The organism is Flagellimonas flava, assembly GCF_050617915.1.
GTDB classification, from domain to species: Bacteria; Bacteroidota; Bacteroidia; order Flavobacteriales; family Flavobacteriaceae; genus Flagellimonas; species Flagellimonas flava_A.
On the sequence record NZ_JBODQE010000002.1, the window covers coordinates 564,568 to 583,817 of the forward strand.

The following is a 19,250-nucleotide window of genomic DNA, read 5'->3' on the forward strand; positions in this document are numbered from 1 at the left end:
AAATAGCTTAGATTTTAAAAAATGGAATGCTTTTTGATTTTCATCCCCCAAGAAGATAAATGAACACAAATCTAAAATCAAAAATCATGACAAAATTCAATACAATACTTGGAGTATTTCTTATCCTACTAATATCCGCTTGTGAAGGCCCGGCAGGCCCTCCCGGATTTGACGGACTTGATGGAAGGGATGGCCTTGACGGACTTGACGGCCAAGATGGAATCCAGGGACAAGTGGTAGAGGTTGATGGAGTTAACTTTAACTATGATGTGGCTGGAAACATCTATAGCACCATCATCACTTTTAGTGATGTTACCGATTTCGAGGTCTTTGAATCCGATGCTGTTTTAATATACAGGTTTGATGGCACCATTGACCTTGACGATGGGAGTACCGCAGATGCCTGGAGCCAGATTCCCCAGAGCTTTTTCCTTCCAGAAGGAACGATTCAATATGTTGCCGCCCACACTTTTGTGGATGTAGAACTTTTTATTGACGGAAATTTTGACCTTTCCGCCTTGGATACCAGTTTTACCGATAATCAATCCTTCAGGATTGTATTTGTACCCAGCGTATTTGCCAATTCCTCCAAAATGGACACTTCCAAACTCTCCAATGTGATGTCCGCCTTGGGAATCCAGGAAGATGGTGTAAAGAAAATAGAGCTACAATAGTCCTTCAAAAATGCTAACTTAAGGTCCCGTTGTAACCAGCGGGACTTTTTTTATTTTAGGATTGAAAGGATTTTAACAAATGCGCGTCTACCTATAAAAAGAAATGGGAAAAAAGTTGTTATTAGCGATGTTTTTGGTTCTTGTAGGATGCAAGGGCGTATCCCAGGAAGAACCAAAAAACAAGGAAAAAGAAAAGGTATATAAGGTCACCAAGACCGATGAAGAATGGCGTGCGGAGCTAACGGAAATGGAATATTACGTGCTCCGCAAAGCTGCTACCGAAAGTCCATTTACGAGCGAGTTATTGGAAAATAAGGAAAAGGGTACCTATGTTTGTGCAGGTTGCGGCACTCCTTTGTTTCGAAGCGAACATAAATACCGCTCTGGAACCGGATGGCCAAGCTTTGATCGGGAAATCGAGGGTAATGTGGCCTATGACGTTGATTACAAAATAGGGTATAAGCGCACGGAGGAACATTGTGCCACTTGCGGCGGACATTTAGGCCATGTATTCAATGATGGCCCAAGAAGAACAACTGGCGAGAGACATTGCATCAACGGTGTGGCACTGGATTTCATCCCGGATTCCAAATAATTCCATTTTTTATAAATTCTTAGGAATGCGCTTAAATGTTAGGCGGTTTCTTTTTATGTCCTTTAGAACAAACACACTCTTTGTACTTTATTAATTGATAATTGTAAATTGACGTATGGAAAACAAATTCACTTTAAACAAGTCGGAGGAAGAGTGGAAAAAGGAACTCACCCCAGAAGAGTATTATGTGCTTCGCCAAAAAGGCACCGAAAGACCATTTACCGGGAAGTACAATTTGCATTTTGAAAATGGGGATTATCACTGCAAAGCGTGCAATGCCAAATTGTTCAAGAGTGATAACAAGTTTGAAAGCGGCTGTGGTTGGCCCTCCTTTGACCAGGCGGTTGAAGGAGCCATCGAGTACATTCGGGATACTTCACATGGAATGATCAGAACGGAAACGGTCTGTGCCAACTGCGGGAGCCATTTGGGACATGTCTTTAACGACGGACCCCAGGAAACCACAGGACAACGTTATTGCATCAACTCGGTAAGTATCGGCTTTAATCCAGAAGAAGAAAAATGAATTTCCAGGAAAACTATTTAAAAAGTGTCCGCTCCGAATTTCTTCGTTACAAATCCCTTGGGGAAAAAACTTTTGACCAATTATCGGAGGAGGAAATCCATTGGAAATATGTGGATTCTGACAATTCCGTCGCTATTATTGTAAAGCATATTGTGGGAAATATGCTGAGTCGCTGGACCAATTTCCTTACCGAGGATGGCGAGAAAACATGGCGAAACCGCGATACGGAATTTGAGGGGCCATACGCCTCCAAATCCGAAATGCTGCAGGCCTGGGAGAAAGGATGGAACTGTCTTTTTACCGCATTGGATAGCATTGATGATACCAACTTTGATTCCAAGGTCAAAATAAGAAATGAGGATCACTCCATAATCGAGGCCGTAAACCGTCAATTGGCCCACTATCCCAGTCATGTGGGGCAGATTTTGTTCTTGGGAAAAATGATAAAGCAACAGGATTGGGTACCCCTGTCCATTCCTAAAGGGCAGTCCGCAGCATTCAATAAAAAAATGTTTGGGTAGACGTCCCATTACCATTTCACATTTATAACAATTCTACAAAACCAAAGCTTGGTATTTGGCACCCGAATTGCGTATTTTTGCACCTGCCTTTCAAAAGGCGGGTTTCTAATTTTTATTCAACTAAAATCAAAATCTGATGAGCAACTTCGATGTAATTGTTTTGGGTAGTGGTCCTGGCGGATATGTAACGGCGATACGAGCGTCACAACTAGGGTTCAAAACAGCCATTGTGGAAAAGGAAAGTTTGGGCGGTGTATGTCTTAATTGGGGCTGTATCCCAACCAAGGCCTTGTTGAAGTCCGCTCAAGTTTTTGAGTACCTAAAACATGCTGAAGACTACGGATTGAACGCTAAAAAGGTAGAGCACGACTTTGGAGCCGTGGTAGGAAGAAGTAGAGGTGTTGCCGAAAGCATGAGCAAAGGGGTTCAGTTTTTGATGAAAAAAAACAAAATTGAGGTACTCAATGGTTTTGGTAAGGTTCAGCCTGGAAAAAAGGTCTTGGTAAAAGGTGAGCATGGAGATACTGCCGAGTACAGTGCGGATCATATCATTATCGCCACTGGAGCCAGAAGTAGGGAATTGCCAAGTTTGCCTCAGGATGGCAAAAAAGTAATCGGCTACCGCGAGGCTATGTCCCTCGAGACTCAACCCAAGAAGATGATTGTGGTGGGAAGTGGTGCCATTGGAGTGGAATTTGCCTATTTCTACAATTCCATGGGAACCGAGGTAACCATTGTGGAATATCTTCCCAATATTGTGCCCGTTGAAGATCAGGATGTGTCCAAGCAATTGGAGCGTACGTTCAAGAAAAATGGAATTAAAATAAAGACCTCAGCAGAAGTAACCCAAGTGGACACCTCTGGTGATGGTGTTAAAGCTACTGTAAAGACAGCCAAAGGAGAGGAAGTCCTGGAAGCAGATGTGGTGCTTTCCGCAGTTGGAATTAAAACCAATATTGAAAACATTGGCTTGGAAGATGTTGGAATTGCCGTGGATCGAGATAAAATTTTGGTCAACGATTACTACCAGACCAATATCCCAGGATACTATGCCATTGGGGATGTAACCCCAGGGCAAGCATTGGCCCACGTGGCCTCTGCGGAAGGTATCCTCTGTGTGGAAAAAATAGCAGGAATGCACGTGGAAGCCTTGGATTATGGGAATATTCCAGGATGTACCTACTGTATTCCAGAGGTAGCTTCCGTTGGTTTGACCGAGCAGCAAGCCAAAGAACAAGGATACGACCTTAAGATTGGGAAGTTTCCTTTCTCTGCCAGTGGAAAGGCCAAAGCATCTGGAACCCCTGATGGTTTTGTGAAAGTGATATTTGATGCAAAATACGGCGAGTGGCTGGGCTGCCATATGATTGGAGTTGGAGTGACCGACATGATTGCTGAGGCCGTTGTGGCCCGTAAATTGGAAACCACGGGCCATGAGGTACTAAAAGCCGTTCACCCGCACCCAACCATGAGTGAAGCTGTTATGGAAGCTGTTGCGGATGCTTATGATGAAGTAATTCATTTATAAGGATGCTCAAGGCTTTTCGGCTTACCGCAATTCTAGAAGGTATATCTTATCTCCTCTTATTTGGCATTACCATGCCATTGAAGCACTGGGCTCAAATATTGGAACCCAATTTGGTTGTGGGTTATGCCCATGGTGGATTGTTTATCCTGTACGTAGTGTTGGCGGTGGTTCTAAGTTGGGAACGCAAATGGGGCTTAAAACGGTTTGTGATTTTGTTTATAGCCTCCCTACTACCCTTTGGAACATTTTATGTGGATAAAAAATACCTAAAAGTAGCGGATTAATCAATCCCTGGATATAATCTGGTTTGTTGAGTTCTGGTAAACAGGGATGCTCCTGTTATAGGAAGCTTTGAATCGCAAGATCATAGCTTTGCAGCCCAAATCCCAAAATCACACCTTTGGCACCAGAGGATATATAGGAGACATGTCTAAAATCCTCCCGCTTGTGCGTGTTGGAAATATGAACTTCGACCACAGGGGCAGAAACCGCCTTAACAGCATCGCCGATACCTACGGAAGTATGAGTATATGAAGCAGCATTTAGCACGATTCCATCATAGGTAAATCCAACCTCCTGTATTTTGTCAATTAACTCCCCTTCAATATTGGATTGATAATAGTCCAATTCCACATCGGGAAATTTATCCTGCAATTGGCTAAAATAAGTTTCAAAAGTTGTGCTCCCATAGACTTCGGGCTCTCTTTTGCCAAGGAGGTTCAGGTTGGGGCCGTTGATGATCATTAGTTTCATGAAGGTAAAAGTACAATATCTGTTAAAAAGAAAAAGCAGGCAATAGCCTGCTTTTATGTCAATTTGATTTTATAAGTTATTTTATGGCAAACTGAAGCCCAAAACCAAAGGACGCCGCTGCGCTATCCCCTGTCTCACTCAATACCAAGGCTGGTCTCCAATCAAAATTCACCACAAAGGGTACTCCTTTGGGTTTAAAATCCAGTCCTAAATGAGGCCGTAGCGAAAAAATATTGTCAAAATCATCAACCAAGATGATACTAGGACCAACCCCAGCATACCAACGGAGTTGATTTCTGGATCCGACAATCGCTTTGTGGTAGGAATACAAAATTGTAATTATGGTTCCACCATCTTCAAAACCCAAGTCGGCCTGTCCCACATGATGGTCTGAAAAGAAATATTTTCCGGTTGCTCCAAAGAAAGTAGCTTCATCATAGGCATCAACACCAAGGCCCAAGGCTGCCCTATAACTGGTTTGCGCGATGCCAATGGAAGTGAATAAAATGGTTAAGGTGAAAACAATACATGCTTTTTTCATTTTAAGTGTATTTACGGTTATTAATTATGGTTTTATGGCTTTTGAACCTTCCAAAAGCCAGATTCGGGGTTTCATATCCCCGTACCATAAACCGTTTTCACCCTAGGTTGAAGTTTCCTTTTTAAAAGAGAAACAAAATTCCAACGGTTGCAATGGCAAAAGTTCCGTCGTTTTCCACTGCAGTATATGAGACGTTCAATTCGGTATTGCCCGTAATGTTGTACCCTACAACAGGCCTGTAAAACAATCCTCCATCATTGCCCTCATTAATTCCCACTGCATAACCTGCATCTACACCAAATTTAAAATGGTAGGTAGGGTAAATTCTAACAGAACCGGCTACAGGAATAAACTGAATGTCCTCAAACTCCGTCTGGTTTTCCAAGGTTTCACCAAAGGCATTGATAAAACCAGTGGCGACACCAGCATCCAGTAACTCCGAAACACCCCAGTGATAGTTTACGTCCAAGCCAATACTAAAACTTGAAATATTCTCAGCATCACCAACTGGGATCCCGGCGCTAAATCCAGCTTTAAAATTGCTCCTATCCTGGGCTGACATAGAAAAAACAAAAGCAAACAGTGCAATTGCAACTAGGTAAGTTCTTCTCATAATTGTTAAAACTTTGTGAATACCTAGAACGCACTCTTAATAAATCTAGTATGGAACCTCACTAAAATTCCAGAAGAATTTATCTACTTTACTTCTGACAGAACTTGGTTCGAAAATACAGTCAATGAACAACCTTTAGGCCCCTGAATTGATCAATGGCCCTTTTGAATTGACCAATGGGGCAAGTGGTCTAATATGAATTGTGATTATCTTTAAAACATGAACTGGAAACAAGGCTTGCAGGACTACCAACATTATATGAAAATTGAACGCGGCTTATCAGACAATAGCATCTTTGCCTATACGCGGGACCTGCAAAAACTGGTGGATTACCTGCATCAGTATGAGATTAAAGCCTCTCCCTTGGATATTGGTCAGGAGACCATTCAGCAGTTCATTTATGAACTGGCCAAAATCATCAATCCTCGTTCCCAGGCCCGTATTATATCAGGATTAAAAGGCTTTTTTACCTACCTCATTTTTGAGGACTACCGAACCGATAACCCCATGGATCTCATAGAATCACCAAAAATCGGTCGGAAATTACCGGATACCCTCTCCTCTTCAGAAATTGATGAGTTAATTGGGAATATAGACTTGAGCAAAGCTGAAGGTGAGCGAAATAGAGCCATGTTGGAAACCTTGTATGGCTGTGGACTTCGTGTTTCGGAATTAATCAATCTAAAATTGTCCGATCTTTATTTTGAGGAGGATTTTATAAAAGTGACCGGAAAAGGCGACAAGCAGCGTTTTGTACCCATTGGTCAAGTTGCCAAAAAATATGTCAACCTCTATAGAAATGAGGTCAGAAACCATTTGAAAATCCAGAATGGGCATGAGGATTACCTCTTCCTGAACCGCAGGGGAAAACAACTGACCCGAGCCATGATTTTTACCATTATTAAACGTTTGGCGGAAAAAATTGGTCTGCAAAAAAACATTAGTCCCCACACTTTTCGTCACTCTTTTGCCACGCATCTGCTAGAAGGTGGAGCTGACCTCCGAGCCATTCAACAAATGCTGGGTCATGAGAGCATTACCACCACAGAAGTCTACATGCATGTAAATCGGAAACACTTGCATGAGGTGCTTGTTGAACATCATCCCAGAAACAAGAAAGAGGACGAGATCACTCAGTCAGAAGTTGAGGAGAAATCTTGATATCTTTTTTTGAAAGGCCTTATAATCAGTCGAGCCTCCCGGTCAAAACGAATATAATTGTATACCCAATTGATGAAAACTACGACCCTGTTTCGGAAACCTATCAAGAAAAACAGGTGTACAAACATCCAGACAAACCAAGCAAACACCCCTTGGAACCTGAATCGCTTTAAATCGGCAACTGCCTTGTTTCTCCCTACCGTGGCCATACTACCTTTATCCTTATAGGTAAATGGTTTCATAGGCTTGTTTTCCAGCAATCGAATCAAATTGCCTCCAAGATTTTGTCCTTGTTGTATGGCGGGCTGAGCCATCATGGGATGCCCATTGGGAAAAGCCTCGGTTTCCATATGGGCCACATCGCCAATGGCGAAAATTTCATTGTGTCCAAGCACTTGGTTAAATTCATTCACCACTAAGCGATTCCCGCGTGAAAGCAGTTCCTTGGCATCCAATCCTTTAATACTCAACGCTTTTACCCCAGCGGCCCAAACCAAGGTTGCGGCCTCAAAGGTGATATCGGTGTTCGTAGTAATGAAGTTCCCATCATAATCGGTCACTCGGATGTTTTTCCAAACATTGACACCCAGTTTTTCAAGAAATTTTTCTGCCTTTTGGGAAGCAATTTCACTCATGGCCGGCAAAATCCGATTACCTCCTTGCACCAAATTGATTTGTGCCCTACGGGTATCCAAATCAGGATAATCCTTAGGCAAAATCCCTTTTTTGATTTCAGCCAATGCGCCTGCCAATTCCACCCCTGTGGGTCCACCACCCACAATAACAAAATTCATAAGGGCATCCCTTTCATGAAGGTCATCTGTGAGCAAGGCCTGTTCAAAATTCTCGAGGATCAAGCTTCTTAAATTCAAGGATTGCGGGATGGTCTTCATGGCCATTGCTTTTTCCTCAATGTTCTTGTTCCCGAAAAAATTGGTCTCGGAACCTGTGGCCACCACCAAATAGTCGTAATGGATAGGGCCAATGTTGGTGTGAATCCTACGATTTTCAGTATCGATTTGAACTACTTCGGCCAAGCGAAAATAAAAATTGGGGTATCCCTGCAACACTTTCCGAATTGGGTAAGCAATGGAATCTGGCTCCAGTCCTCCAGTAGAAACCTGATATAGAAGCGGTTGGAAATTGTGATAATTGTGTTTGTCCAACAGCACCACCTGGACATCTTTTTTCGCTAGTTTTTTGGCCAAGGCTATACCGCCAAAACCACCCCCTATTATAATAATCCTCGGGAGATTGGACTGTGGAATATTCATGCTGGACATAGCCGCAAATTTACATAATACCCTATGGCTAAAATCATGTTTGGAAAGGTTTTTTGCTATCTTTAAATCTTGACTAACGAAACAGCTATCCTAATGAAAAAATCAATCCTGTTTGCTATTGCGGGCATCTTGTGCATACATACCGCCCTATCCCAAAAAAATGAAGAATCCGTCGTTAAATCCTTGGATTCCAAATCCAAAAAATATGGGGAAATTGCCCAAGAAATCTGGCAATTGGCCGAAATGGGCTATTTGGAATATAAAAGTTCTGCCTTATTACAAGAGACCTTGGAGGATGAAGGCTTTTCCATTACCAAGGGCGTAGCGGGAATTCCTACTGCTTTTGTTGCCGAATATGGTTCCGGCTATCCCGTTATAGCTATTTTGGGCGAATATGATGCACTACCCGGTCTGTCGCAACAGGCGGTTGCAGAAAAAAAATCGGCCAACGCTGCTGCAGGACATGCTTGCGGACACCATTTGTTTGGTACGGCGTCTACCGCAGCGGCCATTGAAGCCAAAAATTGGCTGAAAAAATCCAAAAAACAAGGAACCATCCGCTTCTATGGCTGTCCAGCGGAAGAAGGAGGTTCTGGTAAGGTATATATGGTTCGCGAAGGGCTTTTTAATGACGTGGATGTAGCACTTCATTGGCATCCCGGTTCCCAGAATGCCGCCAGTGCAGGCGCAGCATTGGCCAATAAATCTGCCAAATTCAGATTTTACGGAACCTCGGCCCACGCAGCTGGTGCCCCTGAAAGAGGACGCTCTGCTTTGGATGGGGTTGAAGCCATGAATATTATGGTGAACATGATGCGGGAACACATTCCGCAGGAAGCCCGAATCCACTACGTAATTACGGATGGAGGCAAGGCTCCCAATGTGGTGCCCAATTTTGCCGAAGTCTATTACTATGCCCGTCACAATAGTCGAGATGTGGTCATCGATATCTTTGACCGAATTGTGAAGGCTGCCGAAGGAGCTGCCTTGGGAACAGGAACCACCATGGATTACGAAATGATAGGGGGAACCCACGAACTGCTACCCAACCTGACACTTCAAAAGTTGATGCATGAAAATCTTTCCAAAATTGGAGGCATCCGTTATACGGATGAGGAAAAGGTGTTTGCCGAGAAAATCTCCAAAAGTCTTGGATTTGATCAATTGGATGAGGCTCGAGCGTTTGATGTACAGGCCTATAAAGAAGAGGCTCGCGCATACGGATCCACAGATGTTGGTGATGTAAGTTTTACCGTTCCCACAGTGGGTATGAGTGCCGCCACCTGGGTTCCTGGAACACCTGCACATAGCTGGCAGGCTGTAGCTGCGGGTGGGACATCTATAGGAAATAAGGGAATGATGGTCGCTGCCAAAGCACTATCGCTCACAGCCATAGATCTTCTGGAAAACCCGGATACCGTAGCCAAAGCCAAAGCTGAATTGGAAGAAAGAAGAGGAAAGGACTTCAAATATATTCCACTTTTGGGAGACCGTCCGCCTGCCCTGGATTATCGGAAATGAACAAATCCAGAAAAAGATCGTAACAAAAGTGATCTAACGCCTACCAATTAGTCAAACAACCAACCTGAGTGAACAAAGAACTGGAACATCGTTTTGTGACGGAGCTTGAGAACAATCAAAATATTGTTCATAAAGTATGTAGTCTCTATACCAATGATAGGGATTCCCACAACGATCTTTTCCAGGAGATTACCATACAATTGTGGAAGGCTTATCCAAAGTTTCGAGGTGATGCCAAGTTCAGTACTTGGATGTACCGTGTAGCCCTGAACACCGCCATCACCTTGTATCGGAAATCCAAAAAGAAAGTGCAAACGCAGGACTACGATTCGGTAATTTTTAAGATTAAGGCCGACGAATATGACGATACCCAGGAGCAGCAGCTCAAATTAATGTACAAGGCAGTTAAACAGTTGGGAGATATTGACAAGGCCCTGGTATTTCTTTATTTAGAAGACAAGGACTACGCCGAGATTTCTGAAACACTGGGAATTACCGAAGTGAACGCAAGGGTTAAAATGAACCGGGTCAAAAATAAGCTAAGAACCATATTAAATCCCTAACCTATGATGGATGAATTGGAACTCTTAAAAAAAGACTGGCAGAAAAAGGATGAACATCTTCCTAAACTGTCCTACGATGAAATACATACCATGATCTGGAAGAAATCCTCTTCCATTGTCAAATGGATATTTTATATCAGCATCATTGAATTTATAATCCCCCACCTACTCTATCTCGCACCATCTATGCGGAATAGTTCTTTGGATATGTATTCCAATTTAGGGCTCTCCAAAGTGGTTTTGGTGGTTAGCATAGTCCAATATTTGGTCGTTTTCTATTTTATCTACCAATTTTACAAGCGATACCGCGAAATCTCGGTTTTGGACAGTGCCAAAAAATTGACTTCCAAAATTCTGCGAACCCGAAAAACCGTGAAGCACTATGTGATCTTCTCTTTATCCATGGTACTATTGACCTTTGCTATCATGGTAGTGGGCATTTACTTTAGTGACAATGTTGTTGAAGCATTGAACCTTGATGGCAATATTGAAGATATGTCAATGGAGCGGATGAAATTTATGATCATGGCCGTATTCGCTGTGGTCGGAATTGTGGTCACGGCCCTGTTTGGCGGAATATATTTCCTTTTGTATGGCCTTCTTACCCGAAAATTGCGGAAAAACTTTAGGGAATTGCAAAAACTGGAGGTCTAATCCCCTCGATAACTGTATCTGCGCTTTTGATGGTCGGCCTCATAAGCCGCCAACTCCTCTTTGGAAATCACCTTTAAAAAAGATGGATGTTGCTCAATGGCATATTCCAATTTTTCCAAAATGGAATCAATGGATTCATTATCGTAGTCTATTTCCAAAGGAGCTTTGATTTGCATAGACTGCAAAATGCCCTTTTTCTTTACCCGCAATCCTTTTTTATCAAAAGACCTTCGAAATCCATCAATTACAACAGGAACCACAACAGGCTTGTACCTTTTTATGATATGCGCTGTTCCTTTTCTTAAGGGCTTCCAGGGTGTGGTGGTCCCTTGCGGAAAGGTAATCACCCAGCCGTCATCCAACGCACGGGCAATATTGCTGATATCGCTGAACTTTACATGACGGTTCACATCTTGTCCATCTGCCCGCCAGGTACGCTCAATACTGATAGATCCTGCATAGGCCAATATTTTGGTGAGCAGACTTTTTTTCATGGTTTCCTTGGCCGCCACATAGTAAATGTTCAACTTCGGATTCCAGAGGTAACCCAAATTTTTGATGGAATCATCCCTCCCCTTTAGACTGGCATTAAATACGTGGAACATGGCCACAACATCCGCAAAATAGGTTTGATGATTGCTTACAAACAGCACATTGGTATCCGGTAAATCCCTGATGATTTGGGAACCCTCAATTTCCAATGTGTTAAATCCTTTATATCGCTGATGGGTCATCATTCCGGCAACACGGATCAACCAACGTTTTAAGAATAAAATGTGACCAAAAGGATTTTTCTTGAAGAGACCCATGCGCTTACTGTTGGGGGCTAATTTACAAAATAGCCGTTAAAGCACTTCCTCCAGTAGCTGCTGAATCTCACTAAGCATCATGGCTGTAGCGCCCCAAACGGTATAACCATTTAATTTATAAGCAGGTACATTGATGCTTTTGGCGTACGAAGTACTCAAGGTTTCTTCAATCCGATTTTTCTTGTCCAGAAAATCGTACAGATTTACCTCCACCAGCGCCTCAACCTCGCTTTGCTGGATTATAAATGGACTTGGTTTGGTATAAAAACCCAGAAACGGTCTCACCATAAAATTGCTAGGTGGAATATATAATTCACTCAACTCCTTTATCACCTCCACAGATTCAGGAGGCACGCCTACTTCCTCAAAAGTCTCGCGAAGGGCCGTTTCCTTCAAATTAGCATCCCCATCCTCTACCTTGCCTCCTGGAAATCCAATCTGATTGGAGTGAACACCCTCATATGCTTTTCTAAGAATCAGCAACATGTTGGTGCTTTGCTTGGCATCTGGATAAAACAAGGCCATTACCGCTGCTTGCTTGGGATTCCTTTTTTTGATGTCATTGGACTTCAACCACTGGACACGCATCAATGGAGACATTTTATGATGTGATTCCTCTCCGGGAAGTGGTAGATTCTTTATTTTTAAAGCTTGATGATAAAATTCGTTAAAATCCATGTTGACCAAACCCTCAAAGTTCATTGCAATTATACCACTATTTTTTCTCGTCGCTTGTGGTGATGCTCCAAAAAAAGAAGCTTCAAAGACCGAGGAAAATGTGGTGAAAACGGATTCAATTCCGGCAGAACCCATTCCTGAAACTTCAGGGGAAAAGGAAGAAGAGGCCTTTGTACTTGACGAGGAAAATGCCATTGATTTCTTTTTCAATTACGCCAAGGAACTTAAGGAAGATAAGGTGCGATTGACCACAAGCATGGGCAGTTTTACCATTCAACTGTACGACAATGTACCCTACCACAAAGCCAACTTCATCTATCTGAGCAAGAAAGGCTATTTTGACAATACCCAATTCCATAGGGTTGTCAAGGATTTTATTATTCAAGGTGGGAATTCTGATGATACGAAAACTGCCAAGAAAAGAAGATTGATTGGCAGATATTTGCTTCCCCCTGACACCAGAAAAGGACACAAGCATCACCGAGGCACCATTTCAATGCCCAGTAGTGAACGACACAATCCGCATAAGTTGGCCTCACCCTATGAGTTTTTTATTGTGGTCACCAAACCAGGTAGCTACCATTTGGATGGCTCGTATACACCCTTCGGAAAGGTCATAGATGGGATGGATGTAGTGGACGCCATTAACAACGTTCCAGTGGGTGATGGCGATTGGCCTTGGCAAAATGTCTATATCCTAAAGGCCGAGGTACTATAATCCCTAGGTCTTTTTGTAAATATTGGGAAGACTTATCCCAAAGCGGACAGCCAATAAACGTAAACTGATCACCACCACTATTGCCGCTATATAAGCGTAATTTTCTTTGATGGGAAATTGGGTAAACAAGAAGTAGCTGGCGCCTCCTAAAATGCAGGCCGTGGCATAGATTTCTTTCCTAAAGATTACTGGAATTTCGTTGCAAAGCATATCCCTAATTACCCCTCCAAAGCTAGCGGTCATGGTTCCCAGGGCAACGCACATTACAGGGGAAAGCTCAGCTTGTAACCCCTTCTCCACCCCAATCATGGTAAAAAGTCCAATCCCAATGGTATCAAACAAAAATAGGGAGCGTCGTAAGTATTTTAGTTGGTTTACAAATAGTATCCCAAACACCACACTGATGAAAATTGTTGTAACATAGGTTAGATCACGCATCCAGACCACAGGTGTATTTCCAATGAGCAAATCCCGAAGGGTTCCTCCGCCAATGGCCGTTACAAAAGCAATGATCAATACCCCAAACAAGTCCAATTTCTTGTCCATGGCCACCAAAACTCCAGAAATGGCAAAAGCAACGGTACCTAAAATATCTATGGTCTGATAAAACACGATTACATTTTTTGAGTGTAGTAATTGTAATCCTTGATGACCTCATCCACAAATTGGATGGGGTGCAAAGTGGTCTGAATCCCTGTGACCTCCTTAATCTTCTTATCCAAGGAAACAATAACGTTATGATCTCCGTTAAGCTTGGATTTATCGTACAGTTCTTTAATGGTCTGTATCTCGGAATCCTTAAAAACGGTAACCTGTGGAAATTGGGGTTTATAGTCCTTTGGCAGCTCGCGCAGCAAGGTATCTTTTAGGGATACTTTCTTTTTTTCACTGATGACCGTAGTACCTGCCGCAATATCTCCCAATCGTTGTCCTTTGCCTCGAATCAGTATGGTCAGCACAGCTCCTCCACCAGAAGTCAGCACCACATCGATAATTCGTAATACCCAACGTACAAAATAGTTGGCAAAACTAGGTTTGGAACCATCCAGTTTTACCACGCGTAGGGACATCAATCCTTTTCCTATGGTCTTGCCGTCGGAGAAAGTCTCAAACAAAAGATAGTACAAAAAAGCAGGAATACTCATCACTAAATAGTAAGCCCATTGGTCAAACAAATCCATGTCCAGGGATCCTAAAAGAATAAAGACCAAAATGGTATAGACACCAATCACAAAGCTGTCTATTATATAGGCCAGCATGCGCTCCCCAAGGTTGGAAGTGTTTTGGGTGATACTTATATTTTGGGCCGTTTCTATTTGAAATTGATCCATATTTTAGTTTCTTTACTTACAAACCAAATTTAATGCGAGAGGCTGCTTTTGTTAAGCAAAATAAGGACAAATGGATCGCTTTTGAAAATGTCTTGAACAATCAAGATCGGCTGACTCCAGATAAGCTATCCGACCTCTACATTGAAATCACAGATCATCTTAGCTACGCCAAAACTTTTTATCCCAAGAGCAATACCGAGTTGTACCTCAATGCTCTGGCCTCACAGGCACATCAGAAAATATATAAGACCAAACGGGAATCCAAGAACCGTATTGTGGGCTTTTGGAAAACTGAATTTCCATCCATGTTTTACCAGCATCACCGAGAATTGTTGATTTCTTTTTTGGTTTTTGCTTTTTTCTCCTTCGTAGGAGCCTTTTCATCGGCCAATGAAGGGGATTTTGTCCGCTCCATTTTGGGGGATGGCTATGTGAACATGACCTTGGAAAATATTGAGAAGGGTGATCCCATGGCAGTCTACAAAGAACAAGGAGAGTTCAATATGTTTTTGGGGATTACCATCAATAATATAAAAGTAGCGGTCTACGCCTTCGCCTTGGGAATTTTGTTGGGCATCGGCACCTTGATCATCATGTTGCAAAACGGAATCATGTTGGGCAGCTTCCAGTACTTTTTTTACGAAAAGGGCCTCTTATGGGAGTCCGTTCGCACCATTTGGATTCATGGTACCATCGAGATTTCCGTGATTATTATAGCAGGATGTGCAGGTTTGGTCATGGGCAACGGGATGCTTTTTCCAGGTACCTATACCCGCATGGAATCCTTTAAACGAGGCGTGAAAAATGGATTAAAAATTATGATCAGCACAGTACCGTTCTTTATTCTAGCGGGTTTTTTGGAGGGCTATGTAACCCGCCATACCGAAATGCCCGACTGGTTGGCCATTTTGATCATTGCAAGTTCTTTATTCCTTATCGTATTTTACTATATCATATATCCTAACCAATTCAAACGAAAAGCAAAGCATGCAACAGTACATTGAGTTTAAAAAACAACGGGAACTGGGGGAAATCTTATCGGATACCTTCGGTTTTATCCGAAACCAATTCCAACCTTTTTTTGGTACCATTTTAAAGATTGTTGGCCCCTATCTATTGGTGATGTTGATCTCCCTAGGATTCTACTATTACTTTATCGGGGATATGTTCTCCTTTAGCGTGGAGACCTCCAACGATTTTTTCAATCCCATCATGATGGTGTTGGTATTTTTTATCTTTTTTCTGGCCATTATTGCGGCCTATGTGATGGCGCAGGCCACTGTGCTGTTCTATATCAAATCCTATGCTAACAACAAAGGGGTCATCAACTTTGAGGAAATCAAGAAAAATGTATACACACACTTCTGGAGTTTTATAGGTCTGGGACTTTTGGTTGGATTGTCCATAATGGTAGGATTTGTTTTTTGTATCATCCCTGGCATTTACCTCTATCCTATTCTTGCACTGTCCTTTAGTGTTATGGTCTTTAACCAGAAAGGGGTAAGCGAAGCCTACGGATACAGTTTTACCTTGATCAAGGACAACTGGTGGATTACGTTCATCACCTTTTTTGTTATCGGAATCATAGTTGGAATCGCCAGTTATGCTTTTAGCATTCCCGCCTATATCTATATGATGGTGAAAATGGGCACTATGGCCGGGGAGACAGATCCAGTTGCCTTAACCGGCGGTATTTTTGATCCAATTTATATTCTGTTGAATTTGCTGTCCGTTTCCGTGCAGTTCTTGTTGAATATCATCACTTTGGTTGCAGGAGTACTTATTTACTTTAACCTTAACGAAAAGAAAAACTTTACGGGAACCTATGAGCGCATAGATAATTTGGGAAAATCAGCTGAGGGATAAATGCAGAAGTGGATAGTTTTTGTGGTGTTTTTGTCGATTTGCATCCTAACGTTTGGGCAAAACGATACGTTGGTAAAACATGACGATGCCAACATTGTTCCACTTGAAATTTCAGAAGAGCATCTGAAACCTTTCTTGGAGGACGAAGCCTTCAATTATGAAATTATCAAAACCGATAACAGCGGGTGGGACAATTTCAAAGATTGGATGTACAACATCCTACTTCAAATTTTTGAATGGCTTTTTGGAGTGGAGGCAGCCGTAGGTGCCGTGGCTTCCTTCCTTCAGATACTTCCCTACATTTTACTTGGGATTCTATTGTTTCTGATCATTGGATTTTTTGTTAAGGCGAATACCCGTTCGTTGATATATACCCAGAAAAACCCAAATATTGTTTCCCTTTCCGAAGAAGAACGCATTATCAAAACAGAGGATATCCAACAACTAATCAGGGATGCCCTTGCCCAGAATAATTATCGTTTGGCCATTCGCTATTATTACCTCTTTATCCTGAAACTGTTGACAGAAAGGGAACTCATTGAATGGCAGTTGCAAAAAACCAACGACGACTATATTGCAGAGCTTTCCAATAGCCAGTTGAAGACCCCTTTTAGTAGGGCCACCTTGCTCTACGATTATATTTGGTATGGAGAGTTCAACATAGATCAAGACCGATATACCAAGGCTGAACAAGTATTTGTAACCTTAAAAAATGCCATTGCCACAGATGTTTAAGAAGGGAAGGGCATATATCATCATCAGTATTATCACAGTAGGGCTTCTGCTACTTTTGGAGTATAACAAACCAAAAAAGGTGAATTGGTTTCCGTCTTACGTAACCCATCATAAAATACCCTATGGGACTTATGTGCTCAACGAACTCATGGAGGGTTTTTATCCGGAGCGCATACTGCAAGTGACCAGACCCCCATTTGAATTCTTGCAAAACAGGGCAGATGTGGCAGGAGCATATTTTTTTGTAAATGAGTCTGTGTATTTTGGAGATTCTGAACTGAACACGCTGTTGGATTGGGTGGATCAAGGAAATACCTTGTTTGTGGCCTCCAAAGGATTTGATGAGAAGCTTTTGGATACCTTGCACCTGGAAGAGGAATACCTCTATAGCACCGAAGACCTGGAGCCGGAGTTTCACTATAAATTGGTGAACCCCAAGCTTGCAGCCAAAGAGATATCGTTTAGCAAGAACTACAACGCACGAACTTTTGGTAAAATAGATACCTTAAATACCGTGGTGTTGGGGGAGGTTCGAAAAAATGCGGACAGTGTCCAAACCACTTCCAAGGGAATCAACGCCATAAAACAGCCATTTGGCCAGGGTACTATAGTGCTTTCCACCTTTCCAGAAGCATTCACCAACTATTTCATCCTAAAGGATGAACATAGAGATTATACCGCAGGGCTGTTGTCCTATCTGCCAACAAGCGGCACTATTTTAATGGACAACCATTACAAATCAGGGAAGTCTTTTTATACCTCTCCCATGTACCTGTTCCTAAATACCAAGGAATTCAAATGGGCCTATTATTTAGTCCTTATTGGGGCCTTGGTTTATGTCATTTTTGAAGGAAAGAGAAAACAACGGGCCATCCCCATTGTTACCCCTTTAAAAAATCAAACCTTGGCATTTACGCGAACCATTGCCGACATGTACTTTGAAAATGGAGAACAAAAACAAATAACAACACATAAAATTGCCTACTTTTTGGACTATATCCGTACGCGATTGCATATCTCCACGCAAAACCAGGACGAGGCATTTCTCAATCGATTGGCCATACGTAGCAACAACGACCCAGCGGATGTTCAAAAATTGTTTAAGCTGATAGAAAAGCTGCAGGGCAAAGCCCAAATATCGGATACAGAACTTGAAGAACTGAATAAAAAAATAGAAGCATTTAAAGCAAAAGTTGATGGAAAATAACGATTTGAACTTTGACAGCCGGGTTCCATTAGAGGAGCTAAAAAATACGGTTTCACATATTAAGGAAGAGCTCTCCCAAGTCATTGTGGGCCAACAAAATTTTATGGACCTCCTTATTGTATCCCTTTTGGTAGACGGGCATGCCTTGATTGAAGGGGTGCCTGGCATTGCGAAGACCATCACGGCCAAATTGTTTGCAAAGACTTTAAAGACCGGTTTTAGCAGGATACAATTTACCCCGGATTTAATGCCGAGTGATATCTTGGGAACCTCGGTATTCAATGTCCAAAATTCAGAGTTTGAATTTAAAAAGGGGCCTATCTTCTCCAATATCATCTTAATTGATGAAATCAATAGGGCACCCGCCAAAACCCAGGCAGCCCTTTTTGAAACCATGGAGGAACGCCAAGCCACGGTTGATGGCACCACCTATAAAATGGCCGAACCCTTTATGGTGCTGGCCACGCAAAACCCCATTGAGCAAGAGGGCACCTATGCACTCCCTGAAGCCCAATTGGATCGTTTTTTATTTAAGATCAAGATTGATTACCCTTCCGTTGAAGAGGAGGTGCAAATCATCCTAGGGCATCATGAACGCAAGGGAGAAAAGCCCCAGGATCAGGTAAATGCGGTATTGGCGGCAAAAAAATTGGCAGAGTTCAAAAAGAACATCCATGGTGTAATCGTTGAGGAAAAAATCATCAACTACATTGCCAACATCATTACCAATACAAGAAACCATCCGCATCTTTATTTAGGTGCCTCACCTAGGGCATCCATAGCCACCTTGGCGGCATCCAAGGCTTTTGCGGCTATATCCGGCAGAGATTTTGTGATTCCCGAAGATGTCAAAAAAGCGCTTGTTCCCGTACTGAACCATAGGGTCATTCTCACTCCTGAAAGGGAAATGGAAGGAATGACCACTGAAAATGTGATCAATATGATCATGGAATCCGTTGAAATCCCAAGATAG

24 protein-coding genes are annotated in these 19,250 nt (G+C 42.5%); 16 read left to right on the top strand and 8 right to left on the bottom strand.

All coding sequences use genetic code 11. The annotated features are described in order from the left end of the window. Positions 1-86 precede the first annotated feature (86 nt). The 6 genes from ACRHOZ_RS08270 to ACRHOZ_RS08295 all read left to right on the top strand — a co-directional run bounded on the left by ACRHOZ_RS08270 (position 87) and on the right by ACRHOZ_RS08295 (position 4,128). Positions 87-674: a collagen-like protein gene (locus ACRHOZ_RS08270; protein ID WP_431124489.1), complete on the top strand. Its 588-nt coding sequence runs from the start codon at positions 87-89 to the stop codon at positions 672-674. Positions 675-777: 103 nt separating this feature from the next. Further along, entirely contained in the window at positions 778-1,269 is a 492-nt protein-coding gene (msrB, locus tag ACRHOZ_RS08275; protein WP_431124492.1) for a peptide-methionine (R)-S-oxide reductase MsrB, read from the top strand. Positions 1,270-1,384: 115 nt separating this feature from the next. Further along, entirely contained in the window at positions 1,385-1,795 is a 411-nt protein-coding gene (msrB, locus tag ACRHOZ_RS08280) for a peptide-methionine (R)-S-oxide reductase MsrB (RefSeq protein ID WP_431124495.1), read from the top strand. Next, positions 1,792-2,316 carry a DUF1572 family protein gene (locus ACRHOZ_RS08285; protein WP_431124498.1) on the top strand — a complete coding sequence of 175 codons (525 nt, stop codon included), beginning with the start codon at positions 1,792-1,794 and terminating at the stop codon, positions 2,314-2,316. The genes msrB (ACRHOZ_RS08280) and ACRHOZ_RS08285 overlap by 4 nt, the downstream gene beginning before the upstream one ends. A gap of 136 nt (positions 2,317-2,452) precedes the next feature. Further along, positions 2,453-3,844: a dihydrolipoyl dehydrogenase gene (gene lpdA, locus ACRHOZ_RS08290; protein WP_431124501.1), complete on the top strand. Its 1,392-nt coding sequence runs from the start codon at positions 2,453-2,455 to the stop codon at positions 3,842-3,844. A gap of 2 nt (positions 3,845-3,846) precedes the next feature. Further along, positions 3,847-4,128 carry a DUF3817 domain-containing protein gene (locus tag ACRHOZ_RS08295; protein ID WP_431124503.1) on the top strand — a complete coding sequence of 94 codons (282 nt, stop codon included), beginning with the start codon at positions 3,847-3,849 and terminating at the stop codon, positions 4,126-4,128. A gap of 55 nt (positions 4,129-4,183) precedes the next feature. Here the strand turns inward: ACRHOZ_RS08295 and aroQ are convergent, their stop codons facing one another. From aroQ to ACRHOZ_RS08310, 3 genes are all read right to left on the bottom strand, one after another. Continuing rightward, the gene (aroQ, locus tag ACRHOZ_RS08300; RefSeq protein ID WP_431124506.1) at positions 4,184-4,597 is read right to left on the bottom strand and encodes a type II 3-dehydroquinate dehydratase; all 414 of its coding nucleotides are present in this window, start codon (positions 4,595-4,597) and stop codon (positions 4,184-4,186) included. A 76-nt stretch (positions 4,598-4,673) separates the two neighbouring features. After that, entirely contained in the window at positions 4,674-5,138 is a 465-nt protein-coding gene (locus ACRHOZ_RS08305) for a hypothetical protein (protein ID WP_431124509.1), read from the bottom strand. 121 nt (positions 5,139-5,259) lie between these two features. Next, positions 5,260-5,751 (bottom strand): hypothetical protein, encoded by a 492-nt coding sequence (locus ACRHOZ_RS08310; protein WP_431124512.1) that lies wholly within the window; start codon positions 5,749-5,751, stop codon positions 5,260-5,262. 219 nt (positions 5,752-5,970) lie between these two features. Between ACRHOZ_RS08310 and xerD the strand changes: the two genes are divergently transcribed. Continuing rightward, positions 5,971-6,912: a site-specific tyrosine recombinase XerD gene (gene xerD, locus ACRHOZ_RS08315; protein WP_431124514.1), complete on the top strand. Its 942-nt coding sequence runs from the start codon at positions 5,971-5,973 to the stop codon at positions 6,910-6,912. Here the strand turns inward: xerD and ACRHOZ_RS08320 are convergent. Then, on the bottom strand, positions 6,885-8,186 hold the full coding sequence (locus ACRHOZ_RS08320; protein WP_431124639.1) for an NAD(P)/FAD-dependent oxidoreductase: 1,302 nt from the start codon (positions 8,184-8,186) through the stop codon (positions 6,885-6,887). The two genes, xerD and ACRHOZ_RS08320, sit on opposite strands and share 28 nt — an antisense overlap. A gap of 102 nt (positions 8,187-8,288) precedes the next feature. On the opposite strand from ACRHOZ_RS08320, the gene ACRHOZ_RS08325 reads away from it, so the two are divergent. The 3 genes from ACRHOZ_RS08325 (at position 8,289) to ACRHOZ_RS08335 (ending at position 10,933) form a co-directional block, all read left to right on the top strand. Continuing rightward, positions 8,289-9,716, top strand: coding sequence for an amidohydrolase (locus ACRHOZ_RS08325; protein ID WP_431124517.1), 1,428 nt, complete (start codon positions 8,289-8,291; stop codon positions 9,714-9,716). Between the two features lie 68 nt (positions 9,717-9,784). After that, positions 9,785-10,279, top strand: coding sequence for an RNA polymerase sigma factor (locus tag ACRHOZ_RS08330; RefSeq protein ID WP_420399156.1), 495 nt, complete (start codon positions 9,785-9,787; stop codon positions 10,277-10,279). Between the two features lie 3 nt (positions 10,280-10,282). After that, the gene (locus tag ACRHOZ_RS08335) at positions 10,283-10,933 is read left to right on the top strand and encodes a hypothetical protein (RefSeq protein ID WP_431124520.1); all 651 of its coding nucleotides are present in this window, start codon (positions 10,283-10,285) and stop codon (positions 10,931-10,933) included. Here the strand turns inward: ACRHOZ_RS08335 and ACRHOZ_RS08340 are convergent. Then, positions 10,930-11,742, bottom strand: coding sequence for a lysophospholipid acyltransferase family protein (locus tag ACRHOZ_RS08340; RefSeq protein WP_420399154.1), 813 nt, complete (start codon positions 11,740-11,742; stop codon positions 10,930-10,932). The genes ACRHOZ_RS08335 and ACRHOZ_RS08340 overlap by 4 nt on opposite strands. A 36-nt stretch (positions 11,743-11,778) precedes the next feature. Continuing rightward, positions 11,779-12,420, bottom strand: coding sequence for an NUDIX hydrolase (locus ACRHOZ_RS08345; RefSeq protein ID WP_431124641.1), 642 nt, complete (start codon positions 12,418-12,420; stop codon positions 11,779-11,781). Between ACRHOZ_RS08345 and ACRHOZ_RS08350 the strand changes: the two genes are divergently transcribed. After that, the gene (locus ACRHOZ_RS08350; RefSeq protein WP_431124524.1) at positions 12,419-13,138 is read left to right on the top strand and encodes a peptidylprolyl isomerase; all 720 of its coding nucleotides are present in this window, start codon (positions 12,419-12,421) and stop codon (positions 13,136-13,138) included. The genes ACRHOZ_RS08345 and ACRHOZ_RS08350 overlap by 2 nt on opposite strands. 3 nt (positions 13,139-13,141) lie before the next feature. Here the strand turns inward: ACRHOZ_RS08350 and ACRHOZ_RS08355 are convergent, their stop codons facing one another. Together ACRHOZ_RS08355 and ACRHOZ_RS08360 are read right to left on the bottom strand one after the other, a co-directional pair. Further along, the gene (locus ACRHOZ_RS08355; RefSeq protein ID WP_431124527.1) at positions 13,142-13,750 is read right to left on the bottom strand and encodes a trimeric intracellular cation channel family protein; all 609 of its coding nucleotides are present in this window, start codon (positions 13,748-13,750) and stop codon (positions 13,142-13,144) included. Between the two features lie 2 nt (positions 13,751-13,752). Next, positions 13,753-14,469, bottom strand: a complete 717-nt coding sequence (locus ACRHOZ_RS08360; protein ID WP_420399151.1) for an RDD family protein — start codon at positions 14,467-14,469, stop codon at positions 13,753-13,755. Between the two features lie 32 nt (positions 14,470-14,501). Between ACRHOZ_RS08360 and ACRHOZ_RS08365 the strand changes: the two genes are divergently transcribed. The 5 genes from ACRHOZ_RS08365 to ACRHOZ_RS08385 are packed head-to-tail and all read left to right on the top strand — an operon-like array spanning position 14,502 to position 19,250. Further along, the gene (locus ACRHOZ_RS08365) at positions 14,502-15,473 is read left to right on the top strand and encodes a stage II sporulation protein M (RefSeq protein ID WP_431124531.1); all 972 of its coding nucleotides are present in this window, start codon (positions 14,502-14,504) and stop codon (positions 15,471-15,473) included. Then, positions 15,457-16,335, top strand: a complete 879-nt coding sequence (locus ACRHOZ_RS08370) for a hypothetical protein (RefSeq protein WP_431124534.1) — start codon at positions 15,457-15,459, stop codon at positions 16,333-16,335. Before ACRHOZ_RS08365 ends, ACRHOZ_RS08370 begins: the two co-directional genes overlap by 17 nt. Further along, the gene (locus tag ACRHOZ_RS08375) at positions 16,336-17,070 is read left to right on the top strand and encodes a DUF4129 domain-containing protein (RefSeq protein WP_431124537.1); all 735 of its coding nucleotides are present in this window, start codon (positions 16,336-16,338) and stop codon (positions 17,068-17,070) included. Next, entirely contained in the window at positions 17,048-18,277 is a 1,230-nt protein-coding gene (locus ACRHOZ_RS08380) for a DUF4350 domain-containing protein (protein ID WP_431124539.1), read from the top strand. Before ACRHOZ_RS08375 ends, ACRHOZ_RS08380 begins: the two co-directional genes overlap by 23 nt. Then, a complete protein-coding gene (locus ACRHOZ_RS08385) occupies positions 18,267-19,250 on the top strand; it encodes an AAA family ATPase (protein ID WP_431124542.1) in 984 nt (327 codons plus the stop codon). Before ACRHOZ_RS08380 ends, ACRHOZ_RS08385 begins: the two co-directional genes overlap by 11 nt.